This window comes from Streptomyces sp. NPDC046203, from assembly GCF_040646255.1.
Classification (GTDB): domain Bacteria; phylum Actinomycetota; class Actinomycetes; order Streptomycetales; family Streptomycetaceae; genus Streptomyces.
Genome location: NZ_JBEYZX010000062.1, coordinates 1 through 12881, shown reverse-complemented (window position 1 = coordinate 12881; position 12881 = coordinate 1). Strand labels below are relative to the sequence as shown.

11 protein-coding genes are annotated in these 12881 nt (G+C 74.0%); 2 read left to right on the top strand and 9 right to left on the bottom strand.

Annotated features, from left to right (window positions below):
- Window position 1 precedes the first annotated feature (1 nt).
- From ABZ990_RS28755 to pdhA, 7 genes are all read right to left on the bottom strand, one after another.
- Window positions 2-244, bottom strand: coding sequence for a hypothetical protein (locus ABZ990_RS28755; protein ID WP_361237703.1), 243 nt, complete (start codon window positions 242-244; stop codon window positions 2-4).
- Between the two features lie 293 nt (window positions 245-537).
- Window positions 538-1599, bottom strand: coding sequence for a potassium channel family protein (locus tag ABZ990_RS28750; protein ID WP_361237749.1), 1062 nt, complete (start codon window positions 1597-1599; stop codon window positions 538-540).
- A 20-nt stretch (window positions 1600-1619) separates the two neighbouring features.
- Window positions 1620-3131: a molybdopterin molybdotransferase MoeA gene (locus tag ABZ990_RS28745; RefSeq protein ID WP_361237700.1), complete on the bottom strand. Its 1512-nt coding sequence runs from the start codon at window positions 3129-3131 to the stop codon at window positions 1620-1622.
- The gene (locus ABZ990_RS28740) at window positions 3128-4108 is read right to left on the bottom strand and encodes a DUF6457 domain-containing protein (protein WP_361237697.1); all 981 of its coding nucleotides are present in this window, start codon (window positions 4106-4108) and stop codon (window positions 3128-3130) included. Before ABZ990_RS28740 ends, ABZ990_RS28745 begins: the two co-directional genes overlap by 4 nt.
- Before the next feature lie 149 nt (window positions 4109-4257).
- Entirely contained in the window at window positions 4258-5616 is a 1359-nt protein-coding gene (locus ABZ990_RS28735) for a dihydrolipoamide acetyltransferase family protein (protein WP_361237694.1), read from the bottom strand.
- Window positions 5616-6647 (bottom strand): alpha-ketoacid dehydrogenase subunit beta, encoded by a 1032-nt coding sequence (locus ABZ990_RS28730; protein WP_361237691.1) that lies wholly within the window; start codon window positions 6645-6647, stop codon window positions 5616-5618. Before ABZ990_RS28730 ends, ABZ990_RS28735 begins: the two co-directional genes overlap by 1 nt.
- Complete coding sequence (gene pdhA, locus ABZ990_RS28725; RefSeq protein ID WP_361237746.1) at window positions 6648-7808, bottom strand: pyruvate dehydrogenase (acetyl-transferring) E1 component subunit alpha; 1161 nt, start codon at window positions 7806-7808, stop codon at window positions 6648-6650.
- A 315-nt stretch (window positions 7809-8123) separates the two neighbouring features.
- On the opposite strand from pdhA, the gene ABZ990_RS28720 reads away from it, so the two are divergent.
- Window positions 8124-8603 (top strand): Lrp/AsnC family transcriptional regulator, encoded by a 480-nt coding sequence (locus ABZ990_RS28720; protein ID WP_361237743.1) that lies wholly within the window; start codon window positions 8124-8126, stop codon window positions 8601-8603.
- A gap of 161 nt (window positions 8604-8764) precedes the next feature.
- Here the strand turns inward: ABZ990_RS28720 and ABZ990_RS28715 are convergent, their stop codons facing one another.
- Both ABZ990_RS28715 and ABZ990_RS28710 read right to left on the bottom strand, forming a co-directional pair.
- Window positions 8765-9358 (bottom strand): TetR/AcrR family transcriptional regulator, encoded by a 594-nt coding sequence (locus ABZ990_RS28715; RefSeq protein ID WP_361237688.1) that lies wholly within the window; start codon window positions 9356-9358, stop codon window positions 8765-8767.
- Window positions 9358-10965 (bottom strand): 3-hydroxyacyl-CoA dehydrogenase, encoded by a 1608-nt coding sequence (locus tag ABZ990_RS28710; RefSeq protein ID WP_361237685.1) that lies wholly within the window; start codon window positions 10963-10965, stop codon window positions 9358-9360. Before ABZ990_RS28710 ends, ABZ990_RS28715 begins: the two co-directional genes overlap by 1 nt.
- A 124-nt stretch (window positions 10966-11089) precedes the next feature.
- Here ABZ990_RS28710 and paaN point away from each other — a divergent pair, with 124 nt between their 5' ends.
- Window positions 11090-12787: a phenylacetic acid degradation protein PaaN gene (gene paaN / locus ABZ990_RS28705; RefSeq protein WP_361237681.1), complete on the top strand. Its 1698-nt coding sequence runs from the start codon at window positions 11090-11092 to the stop codon at window positions 12785-12787.
- Window positions 12788-12881: the final 94 nt, after the last annotated feature.

The following is a 12881-nucleotide window of genomic DNA, read 5'->3' as shown; positions in this document are numbered from 1 at the left end:
CCTACTCGCTGTCGTGGGGCGGCAGGTACTGCCGCATGACCTTGGGCAAACGCAGGATCACCTCATGATCCGGAACTTCCGTGCCGTGCCCCGGAATTGAGCCGACCTCTTTGCACGCCTCCACCTCTTCCGCAGTGGCCCGGTACGACTGGATCAGCAGGTCCCCGCTGTCCTCGTCCAGCCAAATCGTCGGAGAGTCCGTGTCAGGCGAGTTCGGGATGATCCCCAGGAACCGCAGCTTCATACCAACTCACTCCTTCTGTCGATCCGATTGCGGCCGGTTGCTCGACTCTCACCTGAAGGCGTGCACCCGTCAAGGTCGCCTGCCCATAGGACACTTGCTCGGACACAGCGAAGCCCCCGCAACCGTCCCGGGACCGTGCCGGCGCGTCCCGGCCCGGCACGGTCACCGGCCTCTGCGTGCCCTGTTGCCGAGTGCCCGGCCCGGCCTGGCCTCGCGGGTCCGTCCCGCCGCCGTCGGCCCGGCCGGGCCGGGCCGGGCAGTCGGGCGGGCCCGGCCGGTCGTCGTCGGGCCCGTCAGTCCTTGTCGGGCGTGGTGAGCGGGGTGACGGGGGCGGCGCGCACGATCGTGATGACCCGGTCGGTCAGCTGGAGCGGGCTGGCGACGGGGTCGTCGTAGCCGAGCAGCCGGTGGCCGCGCAGCACGCTCACCACCAGATCCTTGGTCTCCCGCACGCTCTTGCCCGCCTCGGCCTTGGTCACCGGCCGTTCGACGAGGTCGAGGCCGGAGCCCTGCTGGATGAGGTCCTCCATCACCGTGCCCGCGCTGGGGCTGAGCACGGAGAGGCCGAGGAGCCGGCCGGCGGCGCTGGCGCTGGTGATCACGGCGTCGGCACCGGACTGGCGCAGCAGCGGCGCGTTCTCCTCCTCGCGGACCGCGGCGACGATCTTCGCGCCCCGGTTGAGCTGGCGGGCGGTCAGGGTGACCAGGACGGCGGTGTCGTCGCGCTGGGTGGCGATGACGATCTGACGGGCCTTCTGCACCTCGGCCCGGAGCAGGACGTCGCTGCGGGTCGCGTCGCCGATCACGCCGACGAACCCGTCCGCGTTCGCCGCCTCGATGACCTTGCTGGACGGGTCGACGATGACGATGTGGTCCTTGCGCAGCCCGGTCGCGCACAGCGTCTGGATCGCCGAGCGCCCCTTGGTCCCGAAGCCGACGATGACGGTGTGGTCACGCAAGGTGGCCCTCCAGCGGTGGAGCCGGAACTCCTCCCGGGTCCGTTCCGTGAGGACCTCGAGAGTGGTGCCGACCAGGATGATCAGGAACAGCACGCGCAGCGGCGTGATCAGCAGGATGTTCACGAGCCGCGCCGAGTCGCTGTACGGGACGATGTCGCCGTAGCCCGTGGTGGAGAGGGTGACGGTCGCGTAGTAGGCGGCGTCGAGGAAGTCGACCGTCTCGTCGGCGTTGTCGTGGTACCCGCCTCGGTCGAAATAGACCAGGAAGATGGTCACGACGAGCACGCCGAGCGCCATCATCAGGCGCTTGGCGACCTGGCGCAGGGGCCGCTCGACCTCCCGGCGGGGCAGCTTGATGCGCGGACCCGCGATCTTCTCGTCCGCCTGCCGGGCCATGACGTCACGGCTGGGCAGTTTCACGTGAAACACACTCCTTGGCCCGCGGTCGGGGCCGTCCAGGGAAGGTCGAGAACATCGAGGGGCTGTCCGGGCCGTGCCCCGCCGGGCGGGACCACGGCCATGGCGTCGGCGGCGGCGACACCGCGGAGCATCGCGGGCCCGCTGTAGCGCAGCGGGACGGCCTCGCCGTCGCGGACGAGGACGGGGACCAGCCGGGTGTCGTGCGGATGGCCCTGGATCCCGTCGCGTACGGGGACGCGGCAGGACACCGTATCCGGGTCCGAGGCCGGGTTCGGGGCCGGGGTCGGATACGAGTACGCGTACGCGTACGGGTCCCGCGTCGCGGCGGGGATCGATGCCGGAGCCGCAGCCGATGTCTGGGCCGAGGCCGGGCCCGGGGCCGGGCACCCGGCGAGGGTGCTCAGCAGCGGCGCGGCGAGCGTGAGCAGCCCGGAGACGGCGGCGAGCGGGTTGCCGGGCAGACCGACGAGATACCGGGAGCCCGGCTCTCCGAGCGCGGCCAGCAGCATGGGGTGGCCGGGGCGGACCCGTACCCCGTCGACGAGCAGGGTGGCACCGGCCTTCGCCAGGACCGGGTGGACATGGTCGACGGGACCGGACGCCGTACCGCCGGTGGTGACGACCACGTCGGCGGCGGAGCCGGTGACCGCCTCGTACAGCTCCTCGGCGTCGTCGCCGATCCGGCGGATGCCGAGGACGTCGGCGCCGAGCGCCCGCAGCCAGGGGTCGAGCAGCGGACCGAGGGCGTCGCGGATCAGGCCGTCGTGGGGGAGTCCGGAGGTCAGCAGCTCGTCGCCGAGGACCAGGACCTCCACGCGGGGGCGCGGGTACGTGGTCAGCTCGTCGTAGCCGGCCGCGGCGGCGAGCCCGAGGACCGCGGGGGTCACCGCGGTCCCGGCGGACATCAGCCGGTCGCCGGCCCGGCACTCCTGGCCGCGGGGACGGATGTCCTGGCCCTGGCCGACCTCGCGCCGGGCGTGCAGCTGGCCGGTCGCGTCGGTACGGGAGTGCTCGGCGCGGACGACGGCGGTCGCCCCGGTCGGTACCCGGGCGCCGGTCGCGATCCGGACGGCATGGCCGTCGGCGAGTTCGGCGGTGGGGGCGTGCCCGGCGAGGACCGAGCCCTCGGGGAGGGTGCGCCAGGGGCCGGGCCCGGCGACCGCCCAGCCGTCCATGGCCGAGGTGTCGAAGGAGGGCAGATCGGTGAGCGCGCGCAGCGGCTCGGCCAGGACCCGGCCGAGCGCCTGTCCGAGCGGCACCGGGGCGGGGCGGCGGGTCCGGGCGGCGGTGGCCCCGGCCCGCGCGGCGGCGGACCGGGCCTCGGGCCACGCGACGCCGTGCCGGTGGGCCGGCGGCGCCTGCGGGTCCGGGGCCCAGGCGCCCGGTGCGGCATCCGGCTGCGCGGATTCCGGGCGGGGCGTACGGGTCGTCCGGGTCGCGCGCGGGCGGCCGACGAGCGCGAGCGCCTCGTCCATGCCGTCGTCGGACCCTTGTGCTTCGCCGGTCATCCGGCGTCGTCCTGTTCGGCGGCCCAGCGCTGGGCGAGCGCGGCGGCCTTGCGGGCGGCTTCCGCGACGGCGTCCGGGCCGCCCTCGGCCCGTGCCGCCGCGTAGCCGACCAGGAACGTGGTCAGCGGCGCCGCGGGCCGCGCGACCCCGTGGGCGGCGTCCCGGGCGAGGTCGAGCAGCACGGTCGTGTCGACGTCCAGGTCGATACCCAGTTCGTCCTTGACTGCGGTGATCCATTCGTTCAGCACGTGCCCATGCTCCCTGATGCGTGCGCGGGCCGTCGCGACGTCCCCCCAGGTGTCGCAGTCGAAGGACGCGTCGAGCGGACCGGAGTCTCCCGGCGCGGCCGGAACGGGTGCCGTCGGCGGCACGGGTACGACGTTCAGGGCGCCGGTCACCCGGCGCAGCGCGAGACCGTCCAGGGTGCCGCCGTGCTCGGCGGCGGCCTGGTCGAGAGCCCGGCGCAGCGCTCCGGCGCGGTACGCCGCGACCAGCGGCTGGTGCCGCCCGCCGGCGTCCACCGCGCAGACTCCGTCGGCCTCCGGTGCCGTCTCCAGCGCGGCGACGAGCCGACGCGCACCGGCCGCGTCGAAGAACGGCAAATCGGCGGAGAGGACGAGCACGACGGACGCGGGGGCGGCGGGCGCGGGGTCGGCGGACGCGGGGTCGGCGGAACCGCCCGTGGAAGCGGGAGGAGCGGGAGGACCAGGCGGAGCGGAAAGGCCGGCGAGCCGGTGCAGGCCGGCGTCCAGCGCGGCGACGGGTCCGCCGCCGGGCGGCTCCTCCCGGGCCCAGTCGACGGGGCGGGAGGTGGCGCGGGGCGCGGCGACGACCACGGTGCGCCGGGCGTCGCGGCAGCCCGCGAGGACCCGGTCGAGCAGCGGCCGTCCTCCGACCCGGACCCCTGGCTTGTCGGCCCCGCCGAGCCGCCGGGCGGAGCCGCCGGCCAGCACGACGGCGTCAAATGCGGTCGTCATCCCAGCAGTATGCGCGCCGGACCGAACGGTCCGGGGCCCGGCATGGGAGAGGGCCCCGGACAAGGCCGCCGGGTGCCGGCCCGGGCCCCGTGCCCGGGCCGGTGTGGAATCCCGGCGGAGTCTTCCGTACGGCCGGCGCGGCCGTACGGTCAGAGGGTGCGCAGCAGCACCGCCGGGTTCTCCACGCAGTCCGCGACATAGCGGAGGAAGCCGCCGGCCGTGCCGCCGTCGCAGACCCGGTGGTCGAAGGTGAGCGAGAGCTGCACCACCTGACGTATCGCCAGCTCGCCCTCGTGCACCCACGGCTTGGGGACGATCCGGCCGACGCCGAGCATGGCCGCCTCGGGGTGGTTGATGATCGGCGTGGAGCCGTCGACCCCGAACACCCCGTAGTTGTTGAGCGTGAACGTGCCGCCGGTCAGGTCCGCGGGGGTCAGTGCCCCCTGCCGGGCCGCCTCGGTCAGCCGGGCGAACTCGGCGGACAGCGACTCGGCCGTCCGCCCGCCCGCGTCCTTGACGACGGGCACGACCAGGCCGCGCTCGGTCTGGGCCGCGAAGCCGAGGTGTACGGACGGCAGCCGGACGATCTCCCGCGCGGCCGTGTCGACGGTGGAGTTGAGCTCGGGGAACCGGCCCAGGGCGTGGACGCAGATCCGGGCCAGCAATGCGAGGACGGAGATCTTCGGTCCGCCCGCCGCGTTCATCCCCGCCCGCGCCGTCATGAGCCCGGTCGCGTCGGCGTCCACCCAGCAGGTCGCGTCCGGGATCTCGGTCCGGCTGCGCGACAGCTTGTCGGCGACGGCGCCACGCACCCCGCGCAGCGGGATCCGCTCCCCGGCGACGGCCGGTGCGGCCCGGACGGGGGCCGGTGCGGCGACGGCCGGGGCGGGCCGCTCCCGAACGGTGAGCGCCGTCTCCACGTCGGCCCGCAGGATCAGGCCCTCGGGGCCGGAGCCGCGCACCTCGCGCAGGTCGAGCCCGCGGTCCCGGGCGAGCTTGCGCACCAGCGGAGAGATGACGGCCACCGGTCCGCGCGGCGCCACCGGAGCGGCGGGCGCGGGCACGGGCACGGACGCGGCCGGCGTGGCGACGGCCGGGTTCTCGCGGTGGACCCGGCGACGCCGGGCCGCGGGCTTGGTGGTGCCGTAGCCGACGAGCACATTGCCCGAGTACTCGGAGGAGACGGCGTCGGCGGCGTCCGCCGCGGCCCCGGTCCCCTGCGTCGCCGGTGCCGGGACCGGTGCCGCCGCGGGCTCCGGTGCACCGTCGACGGCGACGGTCAGCAGCGGGGCGCCGACCGGCAGCTCGGTCCCCTCCTCGCCGAAGCGGGCGGTGACCACCCCGCCGTACGGACAGGGCACCTCCACCATCGCCTTGGCCGTCTCGACCTCGACGACCGGCTGGTCGATGGCGACGACGTCGCCGACGTCGACCAGCCAGCGCACGATCTCGGCCTCGGTGAGCCCCTCGCCGAGGTCGGGCAGCTTGAACTCCAGGACCTGCGCCATCAGCTCCCCGCCTCCCACTGGAGCCGCGCGACCGCGTCCAGGATCCGGTCCACGCCCGGCAGGTGGTGCCGCTCCAGCATCGGCGGCGGATACGGGATGTCGAAGCCGGCGACCCGCAGCACCGGAGCCTCCAGGTGGTGGAAGCAGCGCTCGGTGATCCGGGCGGCGATCTCGGCGCCCGGACCGGCGAAGCCGGTCGACTCGTGCACGACGACGGCCCGGCCGGTGCGGCGCACGGACGCGCAGACGGTCTCCTCGTCGAAGGGCACGAGCGAGCGCAGGTCGACGACCTCCAGGTCCCAGCCCTCGGCCCGGGCCGCCTCGGCGGCCTCCAGACACACCGGCAGGGACGGGCCGTAGGTGACGAGGGTGGCGCTGGTGCCCGGGCGGCGCACCACGGCCTTGCCGATCGGCTCGACGGCGGCGGGCGCCTCGGGCGACCAGTCGGACTTCGACCAGTAGAGCCGCTTGGGCTCCAGGAAGACCACCGGGTCGTCGGAGGCGATGGCGGCGCGCAGCAGCCCGTACGCGTCCTCGACGGTCGCCGGGGTGACGACGTGCAGGCCCGGGGTGGCCATGTAGTAGATCTCGGAGGAGTCGCTGTGGTGCTCGACGCCGCCGATCCCGCCGCCGTAGGGCACGCGGACGACGAGCGGCATCGGCATGGCGCCGCGGGTGCGGTTGCGCATCTTCGCGACATGGCTGACGAGCTGCTCGAACGCCGGGTAGGCGAACGCGTCGAACTGCATCTCCACGACCGGCCGCAGCCCGTACATGGCCATGCCGACGGCCGCGCCGAGAATGCCGGCCTCGGCCAGCGGCGTGTCGGTGCAGCGGTCCTCGCCGAACTCCTTCGCGAGTCCGTCGGTGACCCGGAAGACGCCGCCGAGGGTGCCGACGTCCTCACCCATGACGTGGACGGTGGGGTCCTCGGCCATGGCGTCGCGCATGGCCCGCTGGAGGGCCTGCGCCATGGTGGCCGGCTTGGCCGCGGCCTTCGCGGCCGGCCGTGCGGTCGTGTGCGTGGTCATCTACGCCTCGCTCTCGGCGTCGAGTTCCGCCCGCAGCTGCTCCGCCTGCTCGCGCAGCTGCGCGGTCTTCTCGGCGTACACGTGGGCGAAGAGGTCCATCGGGTCGAGCACGGGGTCGGCGTTCATGCGCTCGCGCAGCCGGGCCGCCATCTCCTCGGCGTCCTCGGCCGCCGCGCGCCGGCCGTCCTCGTCGAGGATTCCGCGCTCGGTCAGCTCGCGCTCCAGGATCACGATCGGGTCGTGCGCCCGCCAGGCCTCGACCTCGGCGTCACCGCGGTAGCGGGTGGCGTCGTCGGCGTTGGTGTGGGCGTCCATCCGGTAGGTGACGGCCTCGACCAGGGTGGGCCCGCCGCCGCGCCGGGCGCGGTCGACGGCCTCGGTGAGCACCTGGTGGACGGCGATCGCGTCGTTGCCGTCGACGAGCCGGCCCGGCATCCCGTAACCGACCGCCTTGTGGGCGAGCGACGGGGCGGCGGTCTGCTTGGCGAGCGGAACGGAGATCGCGAAGCCGTTGTTCTGGACGAGGAAGACCACGGGGGCCTGCCAGACGGCGGCGAAGTTCAGCGCCTCGTGGAAGTCGCCCTCGCTGGTGCCGCCGTCGCCGACCATGGCGAGCGCGACGACGTCGTCGCCCTTGAGCCGGGCCGCGTGGGCGAGGCCCACGGCGTGCGGGAGCTGGGTGGCGAGCGGGGTGCTGAGCGGCGCTATGCGGTACTCGCGCGGGTCGTAGCCGGTGTGCCAGTCGCCGCGCAGCAGGGTCAGGGCCTGCACGGGGTCGAGGCCGCGGGCGACGGCGGCGAGCGTGTCGCGGTACGAGGGGAAGAGCCAGTCCCGCTCCTCCAGGGCCAGCGCGGCGGCGACCTCGGAAGCCTCCTGACCGGTGGTGGAGGGGTAGACGGCGAGCCGGCCCTGCTTGGTCAGGGCCGTGGCCTGCGCGTTGTAGCGGCGGCCGCGGACCAGCTCGGCGTAGAGACGGAGCAGCAGCGCGGGGTCCGCGTCGGCCACCGCGTCCGTGCCGAGCACGCGCAGCGGCTCCGCGTCCGGCAGCAGCGGGGCGGGGTCGGTGCGGGGCTGCCAGGCCGGCGGCGGGGTGAGCCGGTAGTCACGGGTGGCACCGGGGGGCTCTTGGACTGTCGAACTGCGCCGTCGCAACGAGTCCACCTCCTCGTGGGAGCGGGCATAAGCCCGAGGGCGGGCGGCGCGCGATGTGGCGCGCCTCACCTACCGATTGTTCGGTCGTGGAGGCATTTTGGCTACAGGCACCTCCAGCCTGTGGACAAACGGTTCTCCACAGCCTGGGATAGGCGCAGGGCGTCCACAGGAGAGAGGCGGGGGGACATGGCGGATGAACAAATGGCCGATGCCGTGCGGGACACGGATGACACACACCTGAACACGGCCCCCGGCGCCGCCCTCCCGGTGGTGGCCGACGGGCCGTCCGGCGCCGGCCCGGGGACACCGCCCGGTCCTGCCGTCATGGTCCCTCCGCAGGGCCCGGCCCGCCCGCTGGACTCCATCGACCGCGCGATCCTGCGGCTCCTCCAGGCCGACGGCCGCGCCTCGGTCCGCTCGGTCGCCGAGCGGGTGCACGTCTCGCGCGCCAACGCGTACGCGCGGATCAACCGGCTCATCGACGACGGGGTGATCCGCGGCTTCGGCGCCCGCGTCAACCACGAGCGGGCCGGGCACGGCGCGTCCGCCTACATCACGCTCAAGATCGTCCAGAACTCGTGGCGGACCGTCCGCGAACAGCTCCAGGCCCTGCCGGGCGCCGCGCACATCGCCCTGGTCAGCGGCGATTTCGATGTCCTGCTGCTGGTGCACACCCCGGACAACCGGACCCTGCGCGAGCTGGTGCTCACCCGGCTCCAGTCCATGCCCGAGGTGCTGTCCACGCGCACGCTGCTGGTCTTCGAGGAGACCGATCTCGACCCGGGGCCCGCGCCCGGGGACTGAGCCCCCGCGGCCCCGCGTCCCCCGCGTATCCCGCGTATCCGTATCCGCGTGTACATACGCCGAAGCCCGCCCCGACCGGTTCGGATCGGGGCGGGCTTCGGCGTACGAGCGAGGCAGGACAGGGCCGGGTCCGGGCAGCGGGGCCGGGCCGGACGGCGGGCTCAGGTGGTCGCGCGCAGCCCGTCGAAGGCCATCCGCGCGACGGTGTCCGCCAGCTGGTCCCGCTCCGCCGGGGAGTCGTGGTGCGGCCGGTACCACTCCACCAGCGAATTGATCATCCCGAAGAGGAGCCGGGTGGCGAGCCGGATGTCCACGTCCGCGCGCAGGTCGCCGTCGGCGGCCGCCGCCTTCAGCAGCGCGGCCACCCGGTGGTCGAACTCGCGGCGCCGCTCCATCGCCCACCGCTCGGTCGTGGTGTTGCCGCGCACCCGCAGCAGCAGCGTCACGTAGGGCAGCTCGTCGATCAGCACCTCGACGGTCCGCCGGGTCACGTACTCGACCCGCTCGACGGCCCTGCCGCTGACAGCGGCCGGCTCGTCGAGGATGGCGAACAGCCCGTCGAGCGCCCGGCTGACGGCCCGCCGCAGCAGTTCCTCCTTGCCGGCCACATGGTGGTAGATCGACGACTTGGAGATGCCCGCCGCCTTGGACAGGTGCTCCATGGAGGTGCCGTCGTAGCCGCGCTCGTTGAAGACCTGGACGGCGACCGAGAGCAGTGTCTCGGGGGTGTACGTGTCGCGCCGCGCGGTGGTCATCACAGCTCTCCCTCCTCGTCGTCCCGGCCGCGCCGCGCGAGGGCGAGCGACGGCGCGTAGCGCCCGTTCGGGCAGCGTTCGTGCAGTGACTTCAGCAGGTCGCGTACGCGTGCGTAGCCGACGCGCTCCGCCCACTCCAGCGGACCCGCCGGATAGTTGACGCCCAGCCGCATCGCCGTGTCCACGTCCTCGGCGGTGGCGACGCCCCGGTCCACCGCGTCGGCGGCGAGGTCGGCGAGCATCGCGACCGTACGGGCCACGATCATGCCCGGCACGTCGCCGATCACGGAGACCTTCTTGCCCAGTGCCTGGAAGAGTCCCACGGCCTCGGCGAGCACCTCGGGAGCCATCCCGGCGCGGGTCGACAGGACGATCCGGCTCGCCTCGGCGTAGTCGAGCGCCAGGTCGAAGTAGACGATGTCGTCCGAGCGGTACTCGAAGGACGTCTCGCCGTCGGCGAGGCCGAGCCTGGCCCCCGCGGGCAGGTCGACGTACCCGCCCCCGGAGGTGCGCCGGACCTCGATCCCGGCCTGCTCGAACAGCTCCACCAGCGGCTCGGCGGGCCCGAGCGACCCCCGTACGGTGACCCGCGCGGGCGCCTCGGCGGGCGGCGCGGTGTGCGGCTCAGGGCGCTTCGCGCCCTCCGCGTACGAGAACCAGCCGTGCCCCGTCTTGCGGCCGAGCCGGCCCGACTCGACGAGCCGCCGCTGGGCGAGCGAGGGGGTGAACTTGGGGTCCTGGAAGAAGGACTCCCACACCGAGCGGGTCACGGCCTCGTTGACGTCCTGGCCGATGAGGTCGGTCAGCTCGAACGGGCCCATCCGGAAGCCGCCGGACTCGCGCAGCGCCGCGTCGATCGTGGCCGGGTCGGCGCCGCCCTCCTCGAAGACGCGCAGCGCCTCCGCGTAGAAGGGGCGGGCGATCCGGTTCACGAGGAAGCCGGGGGTGTCCGCGCAGCGGACCGGCGTCTTGCCCCAGCTCCGCATCGCCTCGTACGCGCGTGTGGCGGCGGCCGGGTCGGTGGTGTGGCCGCTGACGACCTCGACGAGCGGCAGCAGCGGGGCGGGGTTGAAGAAGTGCAGGCCGACGAACCGGCCGGGCCGGCGCAGTCCGCCCGCGATGGCGGTGACGGAGAGGGAGGAGGTGTTGGTGGCGAGCACCGTGTCCTCGCCGACGACCTTCTCCAGGTCCGCGAAGAGCCCCTGCTTGACGTCGAGCCGTTCGACGATCGCCTCGATCACCAGGGCGGCGTCCGCGAGACCGGCGAGTTCGGCGGCGGGGTGCAGCCGGGCGAGTGCCGCGTCGCGCTCCGCCGGGCCGAGCCGGCCCTTGGCGACCAGCCGGTCCAGCCGGCCGGCGACGGCCGTCACGGCCTCCTCCGCCCGACCGGGCGCATTGTCGTACAGACGTACGAGATGACCCGCGGTCAGGGCGACCTGGGCGATGCCCTGCCCCATGGTGCCGGTGCCGACGACGGCGACCGTACTGCCTGGTGAGAGGCCCGGCTCGGCGCCGGGGCCCGCGCTCGGGCCGGTGTCCGGGGCGAGAGGTCCGGCTTCGTCGGCCGGCGCCGCGTCGCTCCCCTGGACCGTCGTGTTGGCGCTCATAGGAGTGATCCTCCCCGATGGGTTTTCCACAGGATCGACGGACCCCCTTGTCCCGACCGATCGTTCGGTTACTCTAACTCCGTATACGTCTCCCTGCCCAGCTCGACGAGGAGTTGGTCCATTCATGGCCACCACTCAGCTGACCACCGACGTTCTGGCCGAGAAGCACCGGTCCACTCTCGATCAGGCCCTCGCCACCATCCGCACCCGCGCCTACTGGTCGCCGCACCCGGAGCACCCCAAGGCCTACGGGGAGAACGGCTCGCTGGACGCCGCCGCCGGACTCGCCGCGTACCAGGACCTGCTCGGCAAGCGCTTCGAGCTCGACCAGCCCGGCACCGACGGCTGGACCGGCGCCGAGGTCTCGCCGTACGGCCCGGAGCTCGGCGTGGAGTACCCGCACGCCGACCTCGACGTGCTGCTTCCCGCGATGCGCGCCGGCATGGCCGCCTGGCGCGACGCCGGCCCCGAGACCCGCGCCCTGGTGTGCCTGGAGATCCTCGCCCGGATCTCCGCCCGCACCCACGAGTTCGCCCACGCCGTCATGCACACCAGCGGCCAGGCCTTCATGATGGCGCTCCAGGCCGGCGGCCCGCACGCCCAGGACCGCGGCCTGGAGGCCGTGACCTACGCGTACGAGGAGCAGACCCGCACCCCGGCCGGCCGCACCACCTGGTCCAAGCCCCAGGGCAAGCGCGACCCGCTGGAGCTGACCAAGGAGTTCACGGCGGTCGGCCGCGGCATCGGCCTCGTCGTCGGCTGCAACACCTTCCCGACCTGGAACGGCTACCCGGGCCTGTTCGCCTCCCTCGCCACCGGCAACCCGGTGCTGGTCAAGCCGCACCCGCGCGCGGTGCTCCCGCTGGCCCTCACCGTGCGGATCTCCCGCGAGGTGCTCGCCGAGGCCGGTTTCGACCCCAACCTGGTGGCGCTGGCCGTCGAGCGTCCCGGCGAGGGCATCGCCAAGACGCTGGCCGTCCGCCCCGAGATCCGGATCGTCGACTACACCGGCGGAGCCGCCTTCGGCGACTGGCTGGAGGCGAACGCCCGCCAGGCGCAGGTCTACACGGAGAAGGCCGGCGTCAACACGATCGTCATCGACTCCACCGACGACTACAAGGGCATGCTCGGCAACCTGGCCTTCTCGCTGTCCCTGTACAGCGGCCAGATGTGCACCACCCCGCAGAACCTGCTGATCCCCCGCGACGGCATCACCACCGACCAGGGCCCGAAGTCCTACGACGAGGTGGTCGCCGACGTCGCGGCGGCGGTGGGCGGTCTGCTCGGCGACGACGCCCGGGCGAACGCGCTGCTCGGCGCCCTGGTCAACCCCGATGTGAAGGCGCGCCTGGAGGCGGCGGCGGGCCTCGGGGAGGTGGCGCTGGCCTCCCGTGAGGTGGTCAACCCCGACTTTCCGGACGCCGTCGTACGGACGCCGGTCATCGTGAAGCTGGACGGCTCCAAGCCGGACAGCGAGGCGGCGTACTTCTCGGAGTGCTTCGGCCCGGTCTCCTTCGCCGTCTCGGTCGAGTCGACCACCGACGCGCTGGAGCTGCTGCGGCGCACGGTCCGTGAGAAGGGCGCGATGACGGTCGGCGCGTACACCACCTCGGCCGAGACCGAGCGGGCCGTCGAGGAGGTGTGCCTGGAGGAGTCGGCGCAGCTCTCGCTGAACCTGACGGGCGGGGTGTTCGTGAACCAGACGGCCGCGTTCTCCGACTTCCACGGCTCGGGCGGCAACCCGGCGGCGAACGCGGCGCTGTGCGACGGCGCCTTCGTCTCCAACCGCTTCCGGGTGGTGGAGGTCCGCCGCCAGGCCTGACGGCAACACCGTCCCGCGCGGGACGGACGACCAACTCCCCCTGTTTCGCGAGGCGTTCTACCGCCGCGAACGCCTGTCCGTCCCGCTCGCGCGG